This window comes from Pseudovibrio sp. Ad46, assembly GCF_001623065.1.
Classification (GTDB): Bacteria; Pseudomonadota; Alphaproteobacteria; order Rhizobiales; family Stappiaceae; genus Pseudovibrio.
In genome coordinates this window covers 264102-289422 of the sequence record NZ_LMCG01000040.1, presented here as the reverse complement: position 1 = coordinate 289422, position 25321 = coordinate 264102, and the positions used below count along the sequence as shown (strand labels likewise).

The 25321-nt window shown below is 51.5% G+C and carries 23 protein-coding genes; 10 read left to right on the top strand and 13 right to left on the bottom strand.

Annotated features, from left to right (window positions below; all coding sequences use genetic code 11):
* Positions 1-70: 70 nt before the first annotated feature.
* A complete protein-coding gene (locus PsAD46_RS08280) occupies positions 71-1750 on the bottom strand; it encodes an electron transfer flavoprotein-ubiquinone oxidoreductase (RefSeq protein ID WP_063306575.1) in 1680 nt (559 codons plus the stop codon).
* A gap of 390 nt (positions 1751-2140) precedes the next feature.
* Here PsAD46_RS08280 and PsAD46_RS08275 point away from each other — a divergent pair, with 390 nt between their 5' ends.
* The 3 genes from PsAD46_RS08275 to PsAD46_RS08265 all read left to right on the top strand — a co-directional run bounded on the left by PsAD46_RS08275 (position 2141) and on the right by PsAD46_RS08265 (position 4471).
* Positions 2141-3142: a uracil-DNA glycosylase gene (locus PsAD46_RS08275; protein WP_208980493.1), complete on the top strand. Its 1002-nt coding sequence runs from the start codon at positions 2141-2143 to the stop codon at positions 3140-3142.
* Positions 3143-3337: 195 nt separating this feature from the next.
* Positions 3338-4198, top strand: coding sequence for a S49 family peptidase (locus PsAD46_RS08270; protein WP_063293850.1), 861 nt, complete (start codon positions 3338-3340; stop codon positions 4196-4198).
* A gap of 72 nt (positions 4199-4270) precedes the next feature.
* The gene (locus PsAD46_RS08265) at positions 4271-4471 is read left to right on the top strand and encodes a hypothetical protein (RefSeq protein WP_208860103.1); all 201 of its coding nucleotides are present in this window, start codon (positions 4271-4273) and stop codon (positions 4469-4471) included.
* A gap of 86 nt (positions 4472-4557) precedes the next feature.
* Here the strand turns inward: PsAD46_RS08265 and PsAD46_RS08260 are convergent, their stop codons facing one another.
* Positions 4558-6183, bottom strand: a complete 1626-nt coding sequence (locus PsAD46_RS08260) for an FAD-binding protein (RefSeq protein ID WP_063306574.1) — start codon at positions 6181-6183, stop codon at positions 4558-4560.
* A gap of 291 nt (positions 6184-6474) precedes the next feature.
* On the opposite strand from PsAD46_RS08260, the gene PsAD46_RS08255 reads away from it, so the two are divergent.
* From PsAD46_RS08255 to glyS, 3 genes are all read left to right on the top strand, one after another.
* Positions 6475-7431: a glycine--tRNA ligase subunit alpha gene (locus PsAD46_RS08255; protein ID WP_057464861.1), complete on the top strand. Its 957-nt coding sequence runs from the start codon at positions 6475-6477 to the stop codon at positions 7429-7431.
* A gap of 247 nt (positions 7432-7678) precedes the next feature.
* On the top strand, positions 7679-9955 hold the full coding sequence (locus tag PsAD46_RS08250; RefSeq protein ID WP_063293765.1) for a glycoside hydrolase family 3 C-terminal domain-containing protein: 2277 nt from the start codon (positions 7679-7681) through the stop codon (positions 9953-9955).
* Between the two features lie 205 nt (positions 9956-10160).
* Positions 10161-12398, top strand: a complete 2238-nt coding sequence (gene glyS / locus PsAD46_RS08245; protein ID WP_063293764.1) for a glycine--tRNA ligase subunit beta — start codon at positions 10161-10163, stop codon at positions 12396-12398.
* Positions 12399-12460: 62 nt separating this feature from the next.
* Here glyS and PsAD46_RS08240 read toward each other — a convergent pair whose 3' ends face one another.
* Positions 12461-13372 carry a LysR substrate-binding domain-containing protein gene (locus PsAD46_RS08240; RefSeq protein ID WP_057464858.1) on the bottom strand — a complete coding sequence of 304 codons (912 nt, stop codon included), beginning with the start codon at positions 13370-13372 and terminating at the stop codon, positions 12461-12463.
* A 108-nt stretch (positions 13373-13480) separates the two neighbouring features.
* Between PsAD46_RS08240 and PsAD46_RS28095 the strand changes: the two genes are divergently transcribed.
* Positions 13481-13651 carry a hypothetical protein gene (locus PsAD46_RS28095; RefSeq protein WP_162531840.1) on the top strand — a complete coding sequence of 57 codons (171 nt, stop codon included), beginning with the start codon at positions 13481-13483 and terminating at the stop codon, positions 13649-13651.
* 25 nt (positions 13652-13676) lie between these two features.
* Here PsAD46_RS28095 and PsAD46_RS08235 read toward each other — a convergent pair whose 3' ends face one another.
* The 4 genes from PsAD46_RS08235 to PsAD46_RS08220 form a co-directional block, all read right to left on the bottom strand.
* Positions 13677-14171 carry an Mpo1-like protein gene (locus PsAD46_RS08235; RefSeq protein WP_057464857.1) on the bottom strand — a complete coding sequence of 165 codons (495 nt, stop codon included), beginning with the start codon at positions 14169-14171 and terminating at the stop codon, positions 13677-13679.
* Positions 14172-14291: 120 nt separating this feature from the next.
* Positions 14292-16616, bottom strand: coding sequence for an NADP-dependent malic enzyme (locus tag PsAD46_RS08230; RefSeq protein ID WP_063293763.1), 2325 nt, complete (start codon positions 16614-16616; stop codon positions 14292-14294).
* A 118-nt stretch (positions 16617-16734) separates the two neighbouring features.
* Entirely contained in the window at positions 16735-17415 is a 681-nt protein-coding gene (locus PsAD46_RS08225; RefSeq protein WP_057464855.1) for a ceramidase domain-containing protein, read from the bottom strand.
* A gap of 23 nt (positions 17416-17438) precedes the next feature.
* Positions 17439-18032 carry a glycosyltransferase gene (locus tag PsAD46_RS08220; RefSeq protein ID WP_057464854.1) on the bottom strand — a complete coding sequence of 198 codons (594 nt, stop codon included), beginning with the start codon at positions 18030-18032 and terminating at the stop codon, positions 17439-17441.
* Between the two features lie 185 nt (positions 18033-18217).
* On the opposite strand from PsAD46_RS08220, the gene PsAD46_RS08215 reads away from it, so the two are divergent.
* Together PsAD46_RS08215 and PsAD46_RS08210 are read left to right on the top strand one after the other, a co-directional pair.
* On the top strand, positions 18218-19273 hold the full coding sequence (locus tag PsAD46_RS08215) for a PA0069 family radical SAM protein (RefSeq protein ID WP_244271732.1): 1056 nt from the start codon (positions 18218-18220) through the stop codon (positions 19271-19273).
* Between the two features lie 53 nt (positions 19274-19326).
* On the top strand, positions 19327-19980 hold the full coding sequence (locus PsAD46_RS08210; RefSeq protein ID WP_063306573.1) for a ribonuclease HII: 654 nt from the start codon (positions 19327-19329) through the stop codon (positions 19978-19980).
* Between the two features lie 771 nt (positions 19981-20751).
* Here the strand turns inward: PsAD46_RS08210 and PsAD46_RS08200 are convergent.
* Positions 20752-21015: a hypothetical protein gene (locus PsAD46_RS08200; RefSeq protein WP_208981728.1), complete on the bottom strand. Its 264-nt coding sequence runs from the start codon at positions 21013-21015 to the stop codon at positions 20752-20754.
* A 417-nt stretch (positions 21016-21432) separates the two neighbouring features.
* On the opposite strand from PsAD46_RS08200, the gene PsAD46_RS08195 reads away from it, so the two are divergent.
* A complete protein-coding gene (locus PsAD46_RS08195) occupies positions 21433-22419 on the top strand; it encodes a hypothetical protein (RefSeq protein WP_063306571.1) in 987 nt (328 codons plus the stop codon).
* A 100-nt stretch (positions 22420-22519) separates the two neighbouring features.
* On the opposite strand, the gene PsAD46_RS08190 is transcribed toward PsAD46_RS08195, so the two are convergent.
* The 5 genes from PsAD46_RS08190 to PsAD46_RS08170 form a co-directional block, all read right to left on the bottom strand.
* Positions 22520-23005: an ATP F0F1 synthase subunit B gene (locus tag PsAD46_RS08190; RefSeq protein WP_057462886.1), complete on the bottom strand. Its 486-nt coding sequence runs from the start codon at positions 23003-23005 to the stop codon at positions 22520-22522.
* An 11-nt stretch (positions 23006-23016) separates the two neighbouring features.
* Complete coding sequence (locus tag PsAD46_RS08185; protein ID WP_063302419.1) at positions 23017-23568, bottom strand: F0F1 ATP synthase subunit B; 552 nt, start codon at positions 23566-23568, stop codon at positions 23017-23019.
* A gap of 100 nt (positions 23569-23668) precedes the next feature.
* Complete coding sequence (locus PsAD46_RS08180; RefSeq protein WP_008549639.1) at positions 23669-23896, bottom strand: F0F1 ATP synthase subunit C; 228 nt, start codon at positions 23894-23896, stop codon at positions 23669-23671.
* A gap of 73 nt (positions 23897-23969) precedes the next feature.
* Complete coding sequence (locus tag PsAD46_RS08175) at positions 23970-24737, bottom strand: F0F1 ATP synthase subunit A (RefSeq protein WP_057462888.1); 768 nt, start codon at positions 24735-24737, stop codon at positions 23970-23972.
* Positions 24738-24789: 52 nt separating this feature from the next.
* Positions 24790-25164, bottom strand: a complete 375-nt coding sequence (locus PsAD46_RS08170; RefSeq protein ID WP_108817844.1) for an AtpZ/AtpI family protein — start codon at positions 25162-25164, stop codon at positions 24790-24792.
* Positions 25165-25321 lie beyond the last annotated feature (157 nt).

The following is a 25321-nucleotide window of genomic DNA, read 5'->3' as shown; positions in this document are numbered from 1 at the left end:
GGAAAATTGAAATGAAAAAGGCCCGATCTGATGACCGGGCCTTTTTCTTGTTCTGATCTTATCCAACATCTTACATGTTTGGATAGTTCGGTCCGCCTGTGCCTTCCGGAACGGTCCAGGTTATGTTGCCGTTCGGGTCTTTGATGTCACAGGTCTTACAGTGAACGCAGTTTTGAGCGTTGATCTGGAAGCGTGGTGGTTCGCCGTTTTCTTCCACCCACTCATACACACCAGCGGGACAATAACGGTTCGACGGACCAGCGTAGACATCGTGCTCGGAAAGCTTCTGCAAAGTCTCGTCGCGCAGCTTCAGATGGATCGGCTGGTCTTCCTCGTGGTTGGTGTTTGAGAGGAAGACAGAGGACAGCTTGTCGAAGGAGATCTTCCCGTCTGGTTTCGGGTAATTGATCTTCTTGCAGTCCTTCGCCGGCTTCAGGCTCGCAGCATCGGTTTTGCCGTGCTTCATGGTGCCGAAGAAGGAGAAGCCCATCAGCTCGTTGGTCCACATGTCGAGACCACCGAAGACCATGCCCAGCAAGCTGCCAAACTTGGTCTGCAACGGCTTTACATTGCGTACCTTCCAGAGATCTTTACCGATTTCAGAATTGCGCCATGCACCATCGAACTGATCCAGCTCTTCGTGTGCTTCACCACGGCCCAGCGAGTCAACGACCATATCCGCAGCCAGAATGCCGGAGAGGACAGCGTTGTGAGAGCCTTTGATGCGTGGAACGTTGACGAAGCCAGCGGAACACCCGATGAGAAGACCACCTGGGAAAGAGAGCTTCGGTACGGACTGATATCCCCCTTCGGAGATAGCACGTGCACCGTACGAAATGCGCTTACCGCCTTCAAACACGTCCTTTACACCCGCATGGGTTTTGAAACGCTGGAATTCATCGAATGGAGAGATATACGGGTTCTGGTAGTTGAGGTTTACTACAAACCCAACCGCAACCTGATTGTCTTCCAGATGGTAGAGGAAAGACCCGCCCTGGGTTTTACCGTCCAGCGGCCAACCCATGGAGTGTTGAACCAGACCCGGTTTATGTTTGGATGGATCTACTTCCCACAGCTCTTTGATACCAATACCGAATTTCGGATGATCACTGTCGCGATCAAGGTCAAATTTGTCTACCAGCGTCTTTGCAAGCGAGCCACGGACACCTTCGGCGATCAACGTGTACTTGCCGAACAGCGCCATACCACGCATGTAGCCATCTTTATGAGACCCATCACGCGCAACGCCCATATCACCCGTTGCAACGCCGATCACTTTGCCGGAATCATCGTAAAGCACTTCAGCTGCTGCGAAGCCTGGATAGATTTCCACGCCGAGCGCTTCTGCTCTTTCTGCGAGCCAGCGACAGACATTGCCCAGAGACACAATGTAATTGCCGTGGTTGTTCATGAGCTTCGGCATCAGGAAGTTTGGCAGACGAAGGGAACCTGCAGGGCCAAGCAGATTGAAATGGTCTGCTGTTACAGGTGTCTTGATCGGAACACTCTCGTCTTCACGCCAGTCAGGGATCAGGCGATCGATGCCAATTGGATCAATCACCGCACCAGACAGAATATGAGCGCCAACTTCAGAGCCCTTTTCGAGCACGACGACGGAGATTTCCTCTCCCTTCTCCGCAGCCTGCTGCTTAATCCGGATTGCCGCTGATAGACCTGCAGGACCGCCGCCTACAATCACAACGTCGAATTCCATGGATTCGCGTTCTGCCAGAGTTTCCCCTTCAGACATAGTATTCTCCCTTTACACTTTATCCACTTCATTTCGCGTCAAATGATGTGGCAGCGCATTATTTTCCAGCACCTCAAGTGTCAAAACTTTATTTAGTCTCTGTGTAATTGAGCGGATACTATAGCGCAATGCGTTTTAAGGTGCATTCCGTCAGGTACCCCATCAAAAAACCTATCTACACCTTAAGGAATTATTGTAATTTCCCCAAGTTAACGTGAACCACTTTACACTGTTCCCCATTGAGTTAGCCCATTCTCGTTTTTCTATTGGACAGTTGCGCTTTCATAATGAATATAGGGCGGACTGGGCTGCTGCCCATCCATGGTGCATTGCAAAAGAGTTATTCCCTTTCGCCTGTGCCGACCTGTGTGCCACAACTAGTAAATGGCTATGTCTGAAGTTCCTGTCGCAAATGCCGCCGAGCTGGAGGCTTATCTGGAGTTTTTAAGCGCCGTCGGCGTCGACTGTGCGTTGGAAGATGCTCCAGTGGACCGCTTTGCGCAAACTCAGAGCCAGATGGAAAAGCAGGTGAAGAGCCGCTCTGCTCCGCAGCAGAACATCGCTCCAGTCAGCTCGTTCAGCGCACCAGAGCCAGCGCCGTCACAGTCCAAAAACCTCAGTGTTTCACCTGCTGAAATGGCACGTAACCTGCGCGAGAATGGCGTCTCCGCAGATGCAAAGCAGGAAGCGAAGAAGATTCTGGAGCGGCAGCGTGCTGCCAAGGAAGCAGCTATTACGACGTCTACACCAACTGCGGTGACAGACGCGAATGCTGTTATTCCGAATGCGGAAACAGTTGGTTCGGCCAGAACCGCCGCAGGTTCGGCGCAGTCACTTGATGAGCTTCGGAAAATCCTTGCAGGGTTTGAGGGCTGTAATCTGCGACTGACAGCAAAGAACCTTGTGTTTGGGGATGGAAGTTCCAAAGCACGCATCATGTTTGTTGGGGAAGCTCCAGGACGCGAAGAGGACATTCAGGGCGTGCCATTCGTGGGGCGTTCGGGTCATCTGCTGGACCGGATGTTGAAAGCTGCCGGACTTGACCGGTCAATGGTCTACATTGCCAACGTGGTTCCATGGCGTCCACCGGGAAATCGCACCCCTACCCCGCATGAAACGGAAATTTGCCGTCCGTTCATTCAGCGGCAGATTGAACTGGTTGATCCGGAGATTGTTGTTTTCCTCGGGGCGGCTTCTGCCAAGACACTCAGCGGTGCCCGTGATGGCATTCGCAAGCTGCGCGGGAAATGGCTGAGCTATGGCGGCGAGGGTACTCAGCGCAAGGCGATCGCGACTTATCACCCTGCTTATCTTCTGCGCAGTCCTGCTGAGAAAAGATATGCCTGGCGAGACATGCTCCAGATTCGTGCCGAGCTTGAAACAACCGAGTAATCCCCGCTGTTTTGATGAGGCTCTCTGAGTTCTCAAGGTGTAGATTTGTTATGAGGATCACACTGTTGCGTTTTATTGCGTAAATTGCCATTTCTTTTGGCAAAAGCTCTTCTCTCCTGATGATTGCTGCCTATATTGGATGAAGTTGGTTACCCCAACGACATACAAGTTATCGACGCAAAGGAGAATTTTGAGTTGTTGAACAAGCTGCGCAGCTACCTTCCGGGCAAATTGGGCAAAGTAAGACCTATCGTACCCGTCGTCCGTTTGCATGGTGCTATTGGTGCTGCATCTCCATTGAAATCAGGTTTGAACCTGAGCAGTGTTGAAGACGCGCTAGAAATAGCTTTCAGCTTTAAAGAAGCTCCGGCTGTTGCCTTGTCCATCAACTCACCTGGCGGTTCGCCGGTTCAATCTCATCTCATCTTCAAACGCATTCGTCAGCTGGCTGATGAAAACAACAAGCAAATTCTTGTTTTTGTAGAAGATGTTGCTGCATCTGGCGGCTACATGATTGCACTGGCTGGTGATGACATCATTGTTGATCCGTCCTCTATTGTTGGATCCATCGGTGTCGTATCTGCCGGGTTTGGCTTTACAGAGCTTCTGGAGAAAACCGGCGTCCAGCGCCGTGTTTATGCCAGCGGAGACAAGAAGGTCACACTGGACCCGTTCTCACCGGAAGTTAAAGAGGACATTGAGCACCTCAAAACATTGCAGCACGAAATCCATGAGATGTTCATCGACATGGTGAAGAGCCGCCGCGGTGACGTGCTGAGCGATGACGAAAACCTATTTTCCGGCTTGTTTTGGACTGGAGCCAAAGCGCGTGATCTGGGCCTCGTAGATGGTCTGGGCGATCTTCACTCCACGATCCATGAACGGTACGGCAAAGAAACCAAAGTGAAATTTGTTGGCACCAAAAAGCGCTTTCTTAGCCGCTTTATACCCGGTGCGAACCTTCAGGGAGGTCTGAATGAGGCTGCTGGCACATTGCCTGCGGCTACACTTGCTACCCTGGAAGAAAAAAGCCTTTGGGCAAAGTTTGGTCTTTGAGCAATCTCCATAGGATTGCCCAAATTGCCAGAAATAACAATGCTTCACATAAGTGATGGAAGGAAAATGCAGATGACTGAGGTATTAGGAACTGTTGCTTTGATTGCAGGTGGATATGCTCTTTACAAAGCCGTAAAGAAAGAAATTTCCAATATGGCATTCAAGAAACAGCCTGCCTATGCAACTGCTCGCAAGCGTCCGGTTGATCCAGCATATACGCGTCTGGTTGAAGATCCGGCCACTGGCAAATACCGCCCTGTAAGCAACTACTAAGAGCTGTGCTCTAGTCGTTGACTGAAAGATGCCCGCATGACGTTTGGTCTGCGGGCCTGGTGCCATGATAATTTTGCACGTATTCCTTATTTAACAGGAATAGACTGTGCGCTTGCAAACCAGTTTTGCGGATTCCAATTTAATTTTATTGCCCGCAGGTTTCGATCTGCCGGACCTGTATCGTAATTTTCCAGAAAATAGAGATACATGGCATGATCTATGCCGGGTGAGTTCTCCCCATTTACTCCCAAACATGAATCTGGATAGTTGAAGTAACAACCGTCAACAATGTCATCCGGATCGTTTCGTGGATCAGGAAATCCGCCATACTTGGCGTAAACATCAGCATACATTTCGTTGATCCAGCCAACATGGGCTTCCTCAAGCTGCTTGTTATCCTGTCCGATTGCCGCGTCATTGTCCCAATAAGTTTGGTATTGCAGTTTCATGATTGAGCTGCGTTGTGCGATTGGCGTTGCCGTGCTGGAGACCTGATTTATAGCACAGCCGTAACTGTCAATCTGGCACAGGCTCTGGCTCATATCGCTCAGTGACACTCCATCCGGGACTTTCTGCAGATGCTCATGAAGCGCGGCGACCATGTCGTCAGTGAAGCCTTTCTTCATGTAAGCTGATTTGTATTTTCCAAACTGATTTGGGCCGGAACCATTTGTGTTTTGAACGCCTTCCAGAAACGTGAAACGGCGAAGCTGGGCCGTTGCACTCACCGGACTGATAGCCTTTGCAGTGCCGTGCCATGGATGCCCGTTTATGGGGCCCGGCTCGGTTGATAATCTTGTTATATCGCCCAGCGCCCTTTTCTGATCCTTGATCCTGTCATTCAGATAGGCCTCATACTCCTGACCTTGAACCCCGAGTGATGGGGCATCAAAATAATAGGATGCGAAAACCATTTTCCCAGCAGCAAGATGGTTTGCATGGAATATGCCAAAGCTGGGCCACTTGGATGTGTCTCCGTCCTGCCCTTCCTGTGAGAACTGGGTGAAGTTGTCCAATAGTTGCTTGAGGACAGGTTCTGTGATGAGCAGGTTTCCATTTTCATCCTGCCAATCAAATGAAAACGCGGTGGTGTAAAGATATTGCGGTGCTTTCGGAGTGTCCTGGAAATAGTAGCGGGTGATAATGCCGAAGTTTCCTCCACCACCGCCACAGATCGCCCAGAACAGATCCGGGTGGTTCACGGGAGAAACTTTCTCATAGAGTTCAGGCGTTGGAGCCCCTTGAGGCATGATCACCACGTCCACTGCAGACAGGTAATCAACGGTCAATCCAAATGCGCGGGAAAAGAGACCATACCCTCCGCCAGTGATGTGCCCGCCTAGTCCGACTGAATAGCAACTGCCCGCTGGTAGTGTGGTATCAAACATGTTGTTGAACATGCGATACATATCCCAGTTTCCAAAGCCGACATCGATGTAATACCCGTAGTTTGGATCACTGCCCACACCACGTAGCCCGGTCAGATCGATGATGTATTTTGTGCCCGCATTGTAGACGAAGTTCTCATAGCAGTGGCGACCACAGGTAATTTGCAGTTCGCCTGCCTTTGCTCCTGACGCAATCACCTCTCTCCAAGCGGCTGTTACTTCTGCAGCTGAAGCAGGGGCGTAAACGCGTTTCAGATTTGGCGCATACCAACGGCGGTCAAATCCTTGACGATCACTCAGAACAGGCAGGCGGGACATCACCATCGGTACGCTCTCCAGCTTTTATGCAGACTACAATGACCCTGCCACTAAATAAGCTTTTTCCCGGGCTCAATATCCTTGATATTGTGGGGTATGGGCCTGCGCCGAAACACAGCTGCGATTCCGGAAATGAGCATGAGAAGAGTAATCCGCCTTACTCCCCGTCTTTTTCACAAAATATCTTTGATTTTTCAGGAATGCTTGACCTTCCCTGTTTGACGTGGCACCTGTGCCTCAACTTGGATTTTGCGCCGTTTCGGTGCAGTACATTTTGGATTTTCAGGAAACACTCCCATGTCTAGTGAAGCCGTTCCGGCACATATGCAGCCAACCAAGTCCTTTCAGGGTCTCCTCATGACTCTCCAGAGATTCTGGGCCGATCAGGGCTGCGTTATTGTGCAGCCATATGACATGGAAGTCGGCGCGGGCACTTCCCATCCATCAACAACACTGCGTTCGCTTGGACCTCGTCCATGGAAAGTGGCGTATGTGCAGCCATCTCGCCGTCCTACCGATGGTCGCTATGGCGAAAATCCAATGCGCTTGCAGCACTACTATCAGTTTCAAGTTATGCTGAAACCTTCTCCTGCGAACCTTCAGGAGCTATATCTGGCTTCCTTGCGTGCAATCGGCATTGATACAGAAATCCATGACATTCGCTTCGTTGAGGATGACTGGGAGAACCCGACACTTGGCGCATGGGGCCTTGGTTGGGAATGCTGGTGTGACGGCATGGAAGTTTCTCAGTTCACATACTTCCAACAAGTAGCTGGTTTTGAATGTAAGCCTGTTGCTGGTGAGTTGACTTATGGTCTTGAGCGCATTGCCATGTATGTTCAGGGTGTCGACAATGTTTACGACCTGAACTTCAACGGCCTTGAAGGCGACGAGAAGGTCACGTATGGCGATGTGTTCCTGCAGGCCGAGCAGGAATATTCCCGTCATAACTTCGAGCATTCCGACACTGAAATGCTGTTCCGCCATTTTGCGGACCATGAGCGCGAGTGTAAGCGTCTGCTGGCAGCAAGCGCAGAAGCGATGGAGAAAGCTGGCGATGGCCTGCAGAAGGTTGTTATGCCTGCTTATGACCAAGCGCTTAAATGCTCCCACGTGTTCAACCTGCTTGATGCGCGCGGTGTCATTTCCGTAACCGAGCGGCAGAGCTATATTCTGCGTGTGCGTGAACTTTCCAAAGCTTGTGGTGCAGCCTTCCTGCAGACCGAAGCTGGTGGTGTGGGCTACAAAGGCTAGTCCCAGTCAACATGATGAATTCTTAGTGCCGGGGCAGAAATGCCTCGGCATTTTTTGTTGTCACTTCTCTGCCCTACGACTCCTTGAAAGATGCCTGCTGATAATCAGTAGGTTTTCAGGACTGCAATCAAACGGATATTTTTAAAGCGATATCCTGTTTGATTTGCCAATCACTCCCCCGTTGCCAGCTGCCTGCGTATCTATGCGCTGATCCAAATTGGGGTGCATTCGCGGAGTTCTCTGTTCCATGACTGTCGAAAGTACCGAAGCGCACGAAGATGGCACTGCAGCAGCCTCTTCCGTCCCTCCACCTGAGATGACTGTTCAACCTTCCTCCACGCAAAACCTGAGTGATGAGCAGATCGCCAATGCGATTGTTTCGCGGTTGAGCCGTGATGACAAACTGGCCATGCGAGACGGTGATCAGGCCTTCTGGCCGGGCGTTCGAGACATGATGAAGAGCGGCTCTCAATCCGGTCCGTGGGCAGCGGGGGCGTTGCCAGAGCATCACTTGCCGGGTGTTCATTATACAGAAGGCTCACGCGGGATCGTGCTGAAGGGTGCCACAACGTTTCCTACAGTGATTGCAAGAGCGGCAACCTTTGACCCTGAACTGGAAGAACGGATTGGCGCAATCATTGGATATGAGATGCGCGCCTTTGGTGGCACGTTGTTTGGGGGTGTGCCACTTAACCTGATGCGCCATCCGGCATGGGGACGAGCACAGGAATCTTATGGTGAAGACAGCTTCCTGATCGGCGCAATGGGATCAGCTCTCGTTCGCGGTGTTCAACAACATGGCATGGCATGCATCAAGAACTTTGCTCTGGCATCCATGGAACACTCCAAGCTTTCCCTCAATGTTACAGTGGGACAGCGAGCACTCTATGAGGTGTATCTTCCTCACTTCAGGAAGGCGGTTGAGGCTGGTGCAGCGGCTGTCATGACGTCCTACAGCTCCATCAATGGCGAGCTTTGCGGACACAACAAAGAGCTTCTCAGTCAACTGCTGAAAACAGATTGGGGGTTTAAGGGGTTTGTGCTGAGTGACTTCCTGTTCGGCATACGCAATGCGAGGGAGGCTGCTCTTGCCGGCATGGATCTGGAGATGCCGTTCCAACTGCACTTTCACCAGCACCTGTCGGAACTGATTGATGATGGAGAGATCTCCGAGGCAGCATTGGATGACGCCTGTTACAGGCTTATTTTGCAACAGCTCCGAGTGCTGCGGAAAGGCCATTACGAGAAGACCCGCGTTGGCTGCGCTGAATTTAGATCTGTTGCGCAGGAGGCCGCTGAGAAGTCGACTGTGCTCCTGAAGAACGAAGGTGGATTTCTACCTCTTAAGGACATTCAAAGTATTGGTGTTATTGGGCGTTTGGCGAGTGTGGCTAATACAGGCGACAAAGGAACGAGTGATACACAGCCGACACATATAACCACGCCGCTCGCAGGCCTTCGTTCCTACTACAAACACAAGATCGACATCTGGCAGGACAGAGGCCAGAACATCAATCGCGCCCTCCAGATCGCAAAACGAGCGGATGCCGTTGTGCTGGTGGTCGGGAATGACCACAGCCGTGAAGGTGAATGGGTCTCCGCTGATCTGGCAGCACGCTTTCATGAGGTTCTTCCTCAACCTCGGAACCGTGAAGAAGCGAAGATTGCCTCTCAATTTTTACGCGCATTTGGTGGTGGAGGTTCTGCAGGCAAATCTCAGGAGTCCGGAGGAGCTGAAGACGGTTATGGTTCCGGCGACAGGCAGAGCCTTCGTCTGCCTCCGCACGATATTGAATTGATTAAGCAAGTCTGTGCCGCAAATTCCAACTGTGTCGTGGTTGTTATGGGTGGCGGCACTATTTTGATGAATGAATGGCAGGATAAACCTGCTGCCATCTTGCTGCATTGGTATCCAGGGATGGAAGGTGGAACTGCACTTGCCCGAATTCTATCCGGCGAAGTCTCCCCCAGTGGCAAGCTGCCGTTTGTCATCCCACGACGAGAAAGTGACCTGCCTGACTTTGATCGCAATGCGCGTAAAGTGATCTATGACCTTTGGCATGGATACAGGAAACTGGACAAAGATGATGTCACACCGGCGTATCCTTTCGGGTTTGGTCTGAGCTACTCTCAATTCCATTATTCGGAACTTGTTGTTACACCTCCTGATGAGCTCCTTACTGGTAGCATTGAGGTTCAGTTTTCCATCGCCAATATCGGGCAGGTTGAGGCGGAAGAAGTTTCGCAAGTTTATATTGCTCCTAAAGGGTCCGCAGTAGAACGCGCTAAACAGGAGCTGAAGAGCTTCCAGCGTCTTCGTATTCCAGCTGGTGAAAGCAGACAGGTGACTGTCTCCATCCCGATTGAGGAGCTTGCGATATTTGATAGTGAGCGCAACCAGATGGTGGTTGAGCGCATCGTCTATGAAGTAGTTGTGGGCAGCTCCAGTCAGGATCCCAACAACCTGCGACTGGAACTCGACCTGTTTGGCGAACTCAATGAAACTACTGAGGAACCTGCGTAGACGGGCTTAGATTATCTCAGCACTACAAAGTCTGATGCAAGGCAGCTGTTCACACCCCTGTTGATTGGTTGTGCCCGGCTGATGTTTTTTGCCCAATTACGGTTCCGCGCTGCCTATTGGGGGTGACAATGCCCTTGAGTATTGCTAGGCACTATCCACCTTAGAAATTCGCGATTGATTGACCAGTTAAAGGCGTCGTTCACCAATGCCAGATCTTCTCCTCGAACTCTTTAGCGAGGAAATTCCTGCCCGCATGCAGCGTCGTGCGGCTGAGGATTTGAAATCCCTCCTGACCAATGCTCTTGTTGATGCAGGTGTAACCTATGAAGGCGCGAAGGCTTATGCCACTCCACGCCGCCTGACACTGCACATTGCTGGCTTGCTTGCAGGTTCCAAAGCAACCCGTGAAGAGCGGAAGGGCCCGCGCGTTGGCTCACCTGAGAAAGCATTGGCCGGATTCCTGCGTGGCGCAGGCCTTTCTTCTATTGACGACGCTGAAATTCAAAATGACCCGAAAAAGGGTAATTTTTACGTCGCTATTATCGAAAAGCCAGGTCGGAAGACCGAGGATATTGTTGCTGACGTAATGCCAGACATCATTCGCAACTTCCCTTGGCCAAAGTCTCAGCGCTGGGGTTCGGGTAGCTTGCGCTGGGTTCGCCCGCTGCACTCAATCGTTTGTACCTTTGGCCCAGAGACTGAAGAGCCAGAAGTTATTCCGTTTGAAGTTGATGGTATCAAATCAGGCCAGACCACCTATGGTCACCGCTTTATGGCACCTGAGGCAATCGAAGTGCGCCGCCTGGAAGACTATATGTCCAAGCTGGAAGCTGCCAAGGTTGTGCTTGATGCGGACCGCCGCAAAGACATCATCGATGTAGATGCGAAAAACGCGGCTATGGCGCTTGGTCTTGAACTGGTTGAAGATGCTGGCCTTCTTGACGAAGTATCCGGCCTCAACGAGTGGCCGACCGTGCTTATCGGTTCCTATGACGAGAGCTTCCTTCAGCTGCCTGACGAAGTCATTCAGCTCACCATTAAGGTGAACCAGAAGAACTTCGTGCTGAGCGATCCAGCCACATCTCGCCTCTCCAACAAGTTTGCATTGACTACGAATATCGTTGCAAAAGATGGTGGGACCAAGATCATTGCTGGTAACGAAAAGGTTGTTTCTGCACGCCTTGCCGACGCAAAGTTCTTCTGGGAAACGGACCTGAAAACCAAGCTGGACAGCAACGTCTCCAAGCTGCAGGACATCGTGTTCCACGAGAAGCTGGGCACTGTGGCTGCCCGTGTTGATCGCCTTGAGCGTCTTGCTGCGGAAATCGCTCCACTTGTTGGTGCTGATATCGAGCAGACCAAGCGTGCTGCACGTCTTGCGAAAGCTGACCTCGTTTCTGCAATGGTTTTCGAGTTCCCTGAGCTGCAAGGCCTGATGGGTCGCTACTATGCAGAAGCACAGGGCGAAGATGCTGCTGTTTCTCAGGCGATTGAAGATCACTACAAGCCAGCTGGCGCGTCTGATGATGTACCAGTATCACCTGTTTCCATCGCTGTTGCTTTGGCAGACAAACTGGACATTCTTGCTGGCTTCTGGGCAATCGACGAGAAGCCAACCGGATCCAAAGATCCATTTGCGCTGCGCCGTGCTGCTTTGGGTGTTATCCGCCTTGTGCTGGAAAACGACCTGCGCCTGCCACTGCGTGATGTTCTGGTTCAGAGCCTGCGCCGCAACCTTGCAGACATTGCAGCTGCACGCGGTGAAAGTGCGCTCTCCGATCTTCCATTCATCGGCAAAGGCAAAACCGGCGAAGGCGTTGTTAAAGACATCTTCTCCATGGTCTCCAAAGCGGCTGACGTGGTGCTGGCAAACGTTTCCGACAAGATCCCTGAGACCTCTCTGGAATCAGGTCTGATTGATGATCTGCTCAGCTTCTTCGCAGACCGCATGAAGGTGGTTCTGAAAGACAAAGGCGTGCGTCATGATTTGGTTGACGCGGTTCTGGCTCGTGGTGGTCAGGATGATATCAATCTGATCGTGAAACAGGCAGAAGCTCTTGCTGGATTGCTGGGCAGCGAAGACGGGGTCAACCTGCTGGCAGGTTACAAGCGTGCTGCAAACATTCTGCGTGCGGAAGAAAAGAAGGACGGCAAGGCCTTTACAGGCAAGCCTGATGCTGCTCTGCTGGAAGAACAGGCAGAAAAAGACTTGGCAGCTGCGCTGGATAGCGTTCTGGCTGAAATCAAGCCGCTGCTTGATGCTGCTGACTTCTCCGCTGCAATGGCTGCTCTTGCCAAACTGCGCGGTCCTGTTGACGGCTTCTTTGACGACATCCACGTGAATGCTGAAAAGCCGGAGGTTCGCGAGAACCGTCTGAAGATCCTTTCTGAAATTCGTGCAGCTGTTCATCAGGTCGCTGATTTCTCAAAGATCGCTGGCTAAGCTAACACCATAAGACATTTTAAAGCCCGGGACTCGCTTGAGTTACCGGGCTTTTTATTTGATTAGACTTTGACAGCTTTTTCGTATTCAACCGCTGTTTGTGCGATTTCTTCTTTCAGCCAATCCCGCAGCTTGCGAACACTAGGACTGCGCAAGGCCCCTTCCCTGCAGATGAACCAGTAGGATCGTCCTGTTGAACAGCGGTGACCGAACGGAATCTTCAGCTGACCCTGCTTCACAGCATTGGCAACCAGCGTATCCCAGCCCAAGAACACGCCGTGGCCTGCAATTGCAGCATCCATGCAGAGGGATGCGTTGGAGAAGCCGTGACCTCTTGGAAGCTGACTTTCTTTGAGACCAAACGGGGCCAGCCAGTCGCTCCAACGGTAATAGGAGTTATAGTCGCGGATGATCACTTCATTCAGAAGATCCCGTGGCTCTTTGAGGCGCTCTGCGATCTCAGGAGAGCAGACCGGATAGATGAAGTGCTCACACAGGCGCTCTGAGTAAACATCATCAGGCGCTCGTTTATGGACGCGGACACAGGCGTCTACATCGGAGTGATTGAGGTTCACCAACTGGTCGTTGGCATCCAGCCTGAGATTGATGTCCGGATTTGCCTTCATAAAACTGCTCAGGCGCCAGACCAGCCATTTCTCAGCCAACAGCGGAGCTACAGATAGAAAGAGGCTTTCTTCTCTGTCCCGGTCTGCCAATGCAACAGCCTCTGAGATCTGCTTCAAGCCTGATGTGAGTTCGTGACAAATCTCGGCGCCAAGGCTTGTCAGCTTCAATCCGCCTGTCTCTCGAGTGAACAGCGGGCGGCCCAACTGATGCTCGGTTTTGTGCAGTTGCTGGCTGACGGCGCCGGACGTAATGCCCAACTCTTCAGCCGCATTTTTCAGGGAGCCCAGGCGCCCGACGGCTTCAACAACGCGAAGGCCAGCGAGGCTGACTTGATTGAGATTTTTCATCGAGGACAGTTCCGAGCAGTAAATCTAAACCGGGGTTTAGTTATTCCAGATAGCACTTGCAATGCAATTGACGCATTGTCGCTCCATCAAGTCACAAAGGAAATGACAATGAAAAATCTTTTTAAAGATCTGTTGCGCGGAAAATCCCCCCGAAAGACCAAAGCAGCTGCAGGCTCAAAGCCTTATTGTGCTGACCCACTTTCACACCCTGCTCTTCAGCGAATGGATACCCGCGAAATTGGTGATGTTTACATCAACCCAGAAAAAACGCTGCCTTAAGAGCAGCGTTTTTTAATTTTGTCCCTCAATACGGGATGCCAATCTTTTTAAAAATGAAATGCATAAGCCAGGCAGGTCCAACCAACAGGAACTGCAGATCTTTAAAGAAAGACGGCTTTTTCCCCTCAATATGATGGCCGATAAACTGGCCGACCCAAGCAATCACAAACACTGCCAATGCTGTCTGCCAGAGTGGGATGCCAAGCCCAAACTGCTGATAAGTCATGTTAATCCAGATCATCAACGCTGAGAAAACGGCCATACCGATTGCCAGTGTGATGGACAATGACAGGTAGTAGATGATCGATAACCCCAGCCCGATCGTGCACCAGTTCAGCCACGGCGAGATGTTCGACAACCCGATCGGTGTTGGAACAGACCACAGCAATGCGGTTACCGTCCAGAAAATGACCGGCACACAGATCCAGTGAATGGCTTTGTTTTTGTGATTTTGGTGGCTTTCGCCGTACTCGCCCAGCAGGCGATCAATGCGACGCCCGGTCGCTTCTGAAAAGCTCATACTACCCTCCCCGTAATATCAAGCGGTATCAATGCAATCAGCATGCCGTAAGGGGAAGGTATTTTCAAGCTGACAAAACTTCGGCGGGCATATTAACCAGTGCCCGCCGAAGGAGTTGTTTTAGCTATGTGGTGCCAGGCAAACGCCTGCATTCTGCTTACGGCATTGTGCATCAACAGCTGAAAGTGCTGTCATATTTACGATGCCGCGTGAGGTCACGGATGGCGTAATGATGTGAGCGGTTTTCTTCGCGCCCAGCAAAATTGGACCAACATGAAGCGCGTCTGTCATTGCTTTGATGAGGTTCAATGCGATGTTGGAGGCGTCCAGAGTTGGGAACACCAGCAGGTTCGCAGGACCGGAGATATGCGCATCTGGCATGTAGCGTTTCAGGATTTCCGGCTTCAACGCAGCATCACCATGCATTTCACCTTCAGCTTCCAGCTCTGGCAGCTGTTTCCAAACCATCTGCAGGGCTTCCCGCATCTTGTTGGAGGTTTCTGACGGACGGGAGCCGAAGTTGGAGTGGGACAGCAGCGCAACACGCGGTGTGATGCCGAAGCGCTTGATCTGCTCAGACGCCAGATGCGTGATCTCTGCGATCTCTTCAGCGGATGGACACTCAGTGACATAAGTATCTGCAAGGAAGTACGCGCCGCTGGAGTTGATCAGCAGTGAGAGCGTTGAGAAATCCGTTACACCTTCGGAACAACCAATGATGTTGTTGATGTCACGCAGGTGCTTGTCAAAGCGGCCTTCGAGGCCTGTGATCAGCGCATCAGCTTCTTCTCTATGCAACGCCAGGGCACCAATGACAGTGGAGTTTGTACGCACCATCGTTCTGGCAGCTTCCGGCGTTACGCCTTTACGGCCAACCAGTTGCACCAGTGTGTCAACATAGGAACGGTAGCGTGGATCGTCTTCCGGGTTCACAAACTCAAAATCTGTGCCCGGACGGATCCGCAGGCCGAAGCGCTCACAGCGGTTTTCCAGAACCTGCGGACGACCAATGAGGATTGGTGTCGCGAGGCCCTCTTCCAGCACCACCTGAGCGGCGCGCAGCACGCGTTCGTCTTCACCATCAGCGTAGATAACGCGCTGCTTATCTGCCTTTGCCTGCGCGATGATTGGCTTCATCACCATGCCGGAGCGGAACACGAAACGGTTCAGCTTATCCATGTAGGCGTCGAAATCTTCGATCGGGCGGGTTGCGATGCCAGTTTCCATGGCAGCTTTTGCAACAGCAGGGGCAATGCGCAGGATCAGGCGGTTATCGAACGGGGATGGAATGAGGTAATTCGGGCCGAATGTGTGGGTGACACCGCCGTAGGCTTTGGCCACCACATCGGTCGGTTCTTCCCGTGCCAGAGCGGCAATTGCCTCAACAGCGGCCAGCTTCATTTCTTCGTTGATGGCCGTTGCTCCAACATCCAGAGCGCCGCGGAAGATGTATGGGAAGCAGAGGACGTTATTCACCTGGTTCGGGTAATCCGAACGGCCTGTACACATGACCACATCGTCACGAACAGCCAGTGCATCTTCCGGCATAATTTCCGGGTTCGGGTTGGCAAGGCCCATCACCAGAGGGCGTTTTGCCATCTTGGCGACCATCTCTGGCTTCAGCACTCCAGCTGCTGACAAGCCGATGAAGACATCAGCGCCTTCGATGATATCATCCAGCGTGCGCTTGTCGGTTTTCTGCGCGAATACGGATTTCCATTCATCCATAAGGGCTTCGCGGCCCTCATAAACAACGCCCTCAATGTCAGAAACCCAGATGTTCTCGCGCTTTACACCGGAGGACACCAACAGGTTAAGACAGGCCAGCGCTGCAGCGCCCGCACCGGAAGCAACGACTTTAATCTCATCCAGCTTTTTACCGGAGAGCTCCATGCCATTGCGCACCGCAGCTGACACGATGATCGCGGTACCGTGCTGATCATCATGGAAAACCGGGATATTCATTCTTTCGCGTAGGCGTTTCTCGATCTGGAAACACTCTGGCGCTTTGATGTCTTCCAGGTTGATGCCGCCGAAGGTTGGCTCCAGAACGCCAACTGCATCAACGAACTTATCAACGTTGGTCTCGTCAACTTCGATGTCAAATACATCAATGCCAGCGAACTTTTTGAAGAGGACAGCCTTACCTTCCATCACCGGCTTGGATGCCAAAGGACCAATCGCGCCTAAACCCAGAACTGCGGTACCATTGGAGATGACACCAACAAGGTTTTGACGTGCGGTATAGTCAGCCGCTTTTGACTCATCCTTATGGATTGCCAAACACGGAGCAGCCACACCCGGAGAATAGGCAAGCGCCAAATCTCGCTGGTTTCCCAATGGCTTAGTTGCCTGAATTTCCAATTTACCCGCGCGCGGATACTCATGGTAAAAGAGCGCTTGTTCATCGAGTTCGCCGGAGGTAGGGCGTTTTTTGTCCGTCATCGTCTATTCTTGCCTGACCGAGTGAATGAGCGGCTCGCCACCGGGAATCACTATGACTTCCGGTTCAGATGTCGCAGTTTTGCAAAAACTAGACCATCGCCTAGGATTTTGCAGTATCTCAATACGTCTTAAAGCGTATAAATGCGCGAATTAGAATAAGCAAAACAATTGCATTCAAAATATGCCACAAGGAATGTGTTCCAACTGGCAAAATCGAGCAAATTGGCTCGTCCAAAATCCGGAAACTCATCGAAAGTGCGAAGACTACGCCTGCGGCTAACAGAGCGTTGGATGTTTGCCTTTTTTTGCTGCGGGTCAGGCCTGCAAAAAGCAGGATTGCGAGGAGTGCCGGGAAGTAGCCAGCAGTGGATCCGAGTATCCCCTCAAACAGCCTTGGGCCAAATGCCATTGCCCCAAAGAAGAGCAGCGTTGCGCCCAGTGATATCAAGAGGTTGGCATCCATGTATCGACGCGTGGCAAGGTAGAAGTAAACCAGCATGAAGATCGCAATCGGGATGACATCAGCCAGCATTGACCAGAGGGTTGCGAAGGTGTGGAACAGGAATGAGCCAATCCCAATTATGGTCAGCAGAGCAATGAGAACCAAAGCTGCGTTATCTTGTGCGTTGGTTTGCGTTGAATGCGTTTTTTTTGCGTTACTGCGTGCGTTCAACCAGAATTGAAGGGCAATCAGCGCGGCAATGATAAAAGCAGCGTTGCTCGCTGCATTGAGTGGCTCAGACCAGAATGCATCGGAGGTGCGCTCGCAGTATTGGTTCAGGTGTCGATTCCAATCCATGAGCCCTCCAAGCTGGTACCGCGTTATCTCGCCGTATTTTGAAAGATCACTGTACCGTTCAACCAATGGACCCGGCTAGCCCTCAAAACCTTCTGGAGCTGATCTTGCCGGTTCATTCCTGACGCGTTCGCCAGCGCTTGTTGCAGGTGGTCTTTGTAGATCAGCATGGGGAGCTGGTGGCATGATGCTTTTAGCAAGCGATGCGTGAGGGTGATAAGTTTCTGCTTGAGCTGTGCCACAGTGCCGAATTCTTCTGTGCGGCTGGGAAACACACCGACCAGATTCTGCTCAGTTCCGACCCGCTCCGCGCGCTCTATGAAGGATACGGCTTCTGCCTGCCAGCCCGCTTGCAGAATAGCGCCGGGCTGAATGAGCAAAACCCAGTTGGAACGGGTGCACCGTTTGAGCCCTTCGGCCAGAGCGAAACCAGATTTTGAGGTGGTGCTGACGAAATCCGCACCGCTGGCATCCGCGACAATCTCGGTCCCATCAGATGAGCCTTCGTCGGTGATAATGACTTCTTTCAGGATGCCTTCTGCGGAAGCCGGAACCAGAGCGGACAGGGTGAGCACCAGCCGGTGCTCGCTGTTATAGGTGGGAATAAGTGCGCTAATCATTCCAACAGCTTACAGTGATTTGCCTTATCTTTGGAAAGTAAAGGCTTGCAAATCCAGATATTTTGAGCAATGTTCCACTTATGTTCTCATAAGAAGATGAAAGTGCATGCCCCATGTCAACTGCACAAAATCACAGGGCCGAAACTGTGGCCGCTGATCCTTTGGGATCTTCGCTCCCGGTCAACATGACAGGTCGGGGCCGTGCGGCACATTCCAACAAAGCTGGCCGGTTTGAGGCGGAAAGCCGGGAACTGATGGATGATGGCTGGGGAACAATTGATGAACTTCCGCCGATCAAGACAGAAGTGCAGATTGAGACTGCGCGGCATGTGATCACCAAGAACAGCTCTCCTGACCTGCCTTTTGATCGCTCGATCAATCCGTATCGGGGCTGTGAGCATGGCTGCATCTACTGCTTTGCGCGGCCAACCCATGCGTATATGGGCTTGTCGCCAGGGCTGGATTTTGAAAGCCGCTTGTTTGCCAAGCCCAATGCAGCACAGGTGCTGGAGCGGGAGCTGGGTGCATCCTCTTATCAACCCAAACCCATTGCGATTGGCACCAACACTGATCCCTATCAGCCGATTGAACGCACGCACAAAATCATGCGCGATGTTCTGGAGGTTTTGAACAAGACGGGCCATCCGGTGACCATTGTCACCAAGTCAGCGCTGGTCATGCGGGACATCGATATTCTCAGCGAAATGGCAGAGCGTAATCTGGCAAAGGTGGCAATTTCTGTGACCACACTGGACCGGAAGATCGCGCGGAGCCTTGAACCGCGCGCGTCAACGCCGCCTCGCCGTTTGCAAGCGATCAAGGCACTGTCTGATGCGGGTATTCCAACCGCTGTGCTGGCAGCTCCGATCATTCCTGGACTGACGGATCATGAACTTGAGAGCATTCTTGAGGTTTGTAAGGAGCATGGTGCGACAGAGGCCAGTTACATTTTGCTGCGCCTTCCTCGAGAGGTTTCTGAACTCTTCAAGGAATGGCTTTTGCGGGAAGCTCCGGGCAGTTACCGGCGTGTGCTGAGCCTTTTGCGTTCCATGCGTGATGGAAAGGACTATGACGCTCAGTGGACGCAGCGCTTCAAGGGTAAAGGTCCTTACGCTGACCAGCTGGCAAAGCGCTTTCAGCTGGCGTGTAAGAGCAAGGGTTTATCCTCGCGCTCAATGAAGTTGTCCTGTGACCATTTCATCAAACCAACTTGCGGCGGTGTGCAGCTTTCATTGTTGTAGACGAGGCGTGTTTTGATGCTTGAAAGCTGCCGGGCTGCATGGCAATGAGGGGCATGTCGTATTTTGCAAACTCCCTCTTTGATATCGCCTTTCCTGATGCTCCTGACCTGCGCTTTGAGCGCTCTGTTGAGCAAGACCTGCAAGGGCGGTTTGCCGGTATTGATGAAGCCGGGCGCGGGCCATGGGCTGGCCCTGTGGTGGTTGCAGCAGCCAGCCTCGATTACGACAACCTGCCAGAGGGACTGAACGATTCCAAGAAGTTGACCGAGGCCAAGCGCGAGGAGCTCTTTGAGCAAATCCTTGAGATGGCTGATGTGAGTGTGTGCGTGCAAAGTGCGCAGACCGTTGACCGGATCAACATTCGCGAAGCAACCTTGCAGGGCATGCGCACCTGCGCCCGCTCGCTCAGCGTTCCGGTGAAACAGTTCTTCATTGATGGCAAGGATGTGCCCCATCACCTGCCGCAGGAAGGCCAAGCACTGATCAAGGGTGATGGCCGCTGCCTCGCCATCTCAGCTGCTTCTATCGTTGCCAAGGTGACCCGTGACCGCCTGATGGTGAAAATGGACAAGCATTTCCCGGAGTACGGCTTTGCCAAACACAAAGGCTACGGCACCAAACAGCATCAGGAAGCACTAGCAGCACACGGCGTAACACCGCTCCACCGCTGCTCTTTCCGACCTATTCGGGAGATGATTGAGGGGTAGTTCAGTCAGCTTGAAGACAAAGGATGCTCTCTGAGTAATATGATGACGCCCGACGATTTAAAACAGTTATTTACAAACAGGCTCGCGCGCTGTTTCTTTTTATATTTTGCCCTATCTCTATTCATGAGCTTTCTGATTCATGGAGTTGCTTATTTCCATGGTGGGAGCAAACTCACACATGTCGAGCTTCCACTCGTAGAACATACTGAACTGTCAGTTGATGGTGAATTTGTTGTAACCTACGTGCCCTATTGGAATCGCATACAGATTTACCATCGAGAGCATGGATTTCTCTCTGGTTTCTTCTTAGGAAAGACAGCTGTCACTGGAGTATTCAGGATCTCTCCGGATAATCGTGTCATTGATTGCACACACAAGCGCGCTCCAAGTCCAAGCTTCCAGCTGTATTCATTTAGCGGATCCCCATTGGGTGAAACCCAATCGGCAAAAGTAGTCGAAAAATGCTCCGGCCATTCCCTTCCCACATCCCCCCAGAAAGCGGAGCACCTTGGTGTCTATTTCCAGTTTGATGGGTTCGGATACTCTCTCCAAGCTAAAGACGGTCCGCAGTTAAAGGCTTTGAATCAGAGGAACATTTTTGCAGATCTAATCGCTATGTCTCTGTTCCCATTCACCATACTCAAAGTCTATATCTTTCTGCTTGGGGTTCAGGTGTTCTGGATCCTCTTTAACGCGACGCGACCTGCACGGCACACAAAGCATCTCTGAATTGGATTCACCCTCTCAGATGGAGATGATCGTGCCTCTAGATCATCCAAAGTGCTTTTGCCAAGTTTCCTGCGTTTGCAGAAGTAAACGCTGTATGTCGATCATCTCCGCCGATGATCCGCTCGTGGATATTTTGATTGGTGCGCCCTTCGTGTAGAATTTATCTATCTCCGCATTTGCCAACCTAATAAAACTGCGCGCTTCTTCGGCGTTGACTTGCCTTCCTTCATCAACCTCAATGCGAACAGAAGTGAGTGGTTTGGCGAGTGAAAAATTAGCGTGGCTCATCATTTGGTCAAAACTCATAAATTAAGCAAAATTCAGAATTCAATAAAGCAATATATATGCCACTGAAAAGTGCAGGAAACTGGCGTTCTTAAAGTACTCATTTAGCCCTCGCGGCAGAATTTTCCGCAATTCGTGGGAGGTCGGCACTTCTTTTAGGGACGCCACTATTGGTGTTCATGTGATCGCTTAGAATTGTGCATGGAAATGTGTGTTCGTACTGTCAGCGATGATATCGACTAGCCGTCAGAGCTAATTAAAAAGAGGAGTTCTTGCGTTGAACTCAAGCACACAGGCTTTTCCAATGCTCTCGCATTATAACGCAGAGTTGAATGACCTAGCGGCACTTACTCGCCTTTGAGTGCATTTTGGCACAACCCAGAGGCGTAACAGATCACATCATGGCGGCATTGCAACTTTAAATTCAGGAGCATTGAAATGCCAGCTATCACAGGTGCCGTGCGGAACGAGACCCTCCCAGTCCAACCACAGGCGGTTCAAAACACTGCCAAGCCTGCTGATCTGCAAGAGACGTATAAGGAACGTCATCTTGGAGATCTTGGTATCAACGTAAAATACAATCCTGCTATTCCGGGGCGGCAAGTGGATTCCAGTCTTGCTGCAGTTTCTGTGCATCGCATGGTCAATGACAAACTCGGAATGACGACAAATGCGCTTCACAACGTCGTGGAGGGCGGTAAGGATGCAGTGCTGTCTGCTAAAGCCCCATTCCTAATCAGCGCCTCACCAGCTCAGGAAACAGCTGGAACACACAAGTCAGTTACTGCCTCCCCTGCTGATATCGCGAATTTGCCTGATGGGTCTTATCTGCAAACGCAGGGCAGATGGCTGGATGCATCAACCGTACAGGTTCCTGCACCCGGAAACGTGTTTGGCGCAAGCGGACTGTTTGCCTCCGCTGAGACAAGCCTCGACATTCCTCTTGTGACGCCAATCAGTCCTAATCGGGATGACATAGCAGCGGCCTTCGGGGTCAAAATCTTCGATGAAGGACAGACAATCCCGCTGAAGTTTGATGGCAATCTGAATGCTGTTGAGTATGAGTTTGGCAAGGCCTATCCGCAGTACCGGCTGGATGTGGCGAATGGTTTCTTTATTGAGACGCACGATTTCCCGCATGTGTTCATGCCAGCTTCTGAACAGAGTGAGATTGTGATCACTGTAGGGACGCAGCTTGAAGAAGATCAGTTTGCTCTCACCAACTTCCTTGTTCCACATGGCAGCGGTATTCTGGTTCCCGGCAATACAATTCACGCCGATGCGTTCAGCTCAGGCAGCATCATTGCGTTGCTGACACATTGTACGGAAGCGGATGTTGTTTTGATGCACCAGCCGGATGACAGCCCATTGCCAATTAAAATCGACACCTCAGAACGGTTGGGACTTGCTGAATGGCATGTCTAGTTTGTTATCAGGAAGCTGAAGCCAAGTAATGTTTAGACAAAGAAAAAGGCTCCCGAAAATCGGGAGCCTTTTTTGATATTCTTGTCAGAAATTCTGAGGATCAATTCAGGTTTTCAGAAACCTGTTTGATGCTCTGCTTGAGCACTTTATCCTGAATTTCTTCTTTGGCAGTGCTGGAAGCGACGATGGTTTCAGCTGCCTGAACTGCAACATCTGCAGCACGGGAGCGAACCTGTGCAATCGCATTTGCTTCAGCCTGAGCGATTTTCGCTTCGGCTGCTTTGGTGCGACGTGCAATCATCTCTTCGAGAGCTGCCTTGGCTTCTTCAGCCAGACGATCAGCTTCAACTTTTGCGTCAGCAACGATCTGATCTGCTTCCGCTTCAGCCTCTTTACGCTTGCGCTGGTACTCGGCCATCAGAGCCTGAGCTTCTTCACGCAGCTTACGGGCGCCTTCAAGCTCTTGCTTGATGTTGTCCGCTTGCTGGTCAAGCATTGCACCAACCTTGCCAGGTACTTTCAGGTACCACAGCAGGGCAAAGAAGAGGATGAGACCAACGAGTGCCCAAAGGCTTGCATCGAACATTCTGTCACCCCTTACTTAAGTGCAGCATCAACGGCTTTGGCAACTTCAGCTTTCGCTGGAGCACGGCCACCGATAAGTGCCTTTACAAGCTCGCCTGTTGTCTCGGCGGCGATTTCGCCAACATGAGACAGGCTTTCAGCTGTGATCTTGGAAATGCTCTGTTCAGATTCGGAAAGCTTGGCTGCCAGCTGCTCTTCAGCCGCTGCGCGGGCGCTTTCTGTTTCTGCTTTCACTTTAGAACGTGCATCATGAGCCATGGTAGTGGCTTTTTTGCGCGCTTCAGCTAGAGCACTTTCGTAGGATGCAATGGCTTCATCTGTCTCTTGTTTGAGACGGGATGCTTCTGCCATATCACCTGCGATGCGATCGCGACGATCTTCAAGGATACCGCCGATGCGTGGGAGGACCACTTTCGACATTACCCAGTAGAAAACGCCGAAGGAAAGAACCAACCACAACAGCTGAGACGGGTAAGTCGTGCTGTCGAACGGAGGAAAGCTACCGCCCTCCTCTACAATGCCAACTTCGGCAGTTGTATTCAGGTTGCCTTGAGTATTCGACATCAACTTCTCCGTGAACGCTCTTCGTAACGTTTTATGATTTTAGAGACGGTCCCTACCATGAGGAACCGTCATCATAAAACGCTCTAATCGTTGTCGACGATTATACTGCGAACAGCAGCAGAAGTGCGACGAGAAGGGAGAAGATGCCGAGAGCTTCGGTCACAGCAAAGCCGAGGATGAGGCGGCCAAACTGTCCATCTGCAGCAGATGGGTTGCGCAGTGCGCCGGCAAGGAAGTTGCCGAAGATGTTACCAAGACCGAGAGCTGCACCACCCATACCAAGGCATGCGATACCGGCACCGATGTATTTTGCTGCTTCTGCTTCCATGACAAGTGCTCCTAAACTAGCAAATTCGTCTATGACTTTGTTTTGGGTTTGAAACCCGGATTCTACACGTTACTTAGTGGCTCGGATGGAGCGCATCTGCAAGATACATGCACGTAAGAACGGTAAAGACGTAGGCCTGAAGGAATGCCACGAGGAACTCAAGAGCCGTGATGGCAACTGTGAGTATCAGAGGCAGGATCGCAGATGCGATGCCAACTGCACCGAAGCCGGTGAGCATGACAACAAAACCTGCGAAAACCTTCAGAGTGATGTGACCAGCAAGCATGTTTGCGAACAAACGAACGGACAAGCTAACTGGACGTGAAAGGAAAGAGATAACTTCAATCGTGGACACCAGAGGAATAACCCCAACTGGAACGCCACTTGGGACGAACAGCTTAAGGAAGCCTGCACCGTGCTTGAAGAAACCGTAGATCGTTACAGTGCCAATCACGAGAATTGCGAGTGCAAATGTCACGATGATCTGACTTGTAACGGTGAAGAAGTATGGGAACATCCCGAGCATGTTTGCAACGAATACGAACATGAACAGGGAGAAGACGAGCGGGAAGAACCGCATTCCGTCATTGCCTGCTGATCCTCGCAATGTGGCAGCAACAAACTCGTAGGACATTTCCGCCATGAGTTGAGCGCGGCTTGGGACCAGACCACGTCTGTTGGTAGACAGAACGAGGAACAAGGTCGCTACAGCGACGGTGACAACCATGAACAAGGAAGCGTTGGTAAAGGAGAAATCAACACCGCCAATCTCCACAGGAAAGATCTTGGAGATATGAAACTGGTGGATCGGATCGATCGCGTTGCCTGAATTTCCAGCCACAGGTAGTACCCCTGAAGTGCCAATTTACGAGCGCAAGAGCGCGATGAATTAGTTAGTCCTGCTTCTTGCCGGAATTCATCCGTCTTTCAGGACCGGCGACTTTGCCCGCCTCCCGAAGGACGTTTAATATTCCCGCAACAAAGCCAAGCATAAGGAGAATTATCATCCCCCACGGCTTGGTCCCGATCCAGCTATCCGCCATCCAGCCGAGTGCCCCCCCGACAAAGATAGCGGCAATAAACTCGGAAGACATCTTCCAAGCCTGTGACAAGCCTGACATCGCGCTGGTCTTGTTCGGTTCCTCTTTAGCAGAGGCTTCGTCCAAGCGTGTATCCAACGTTTTGCCGAGCTTTTCTAGCCGCTCAGACAGGTGACGATCAGTTTCTTTCATGTCTTTTTCACTCTGCTTATTCTCATCGGGAGACATGTTCATTCTTCCTAGATACCGGCAGATAGTTCAAAGACATGGATGCCCCTGAAAGTCGGGGGCACCATAATGCTCGTGATCTGCACTGTCAAGGTTAGAGCTACTTAAGCTAAATAACTGATATCTAAAGAGTTTCCAGAGTTTCTAACAGAGAATA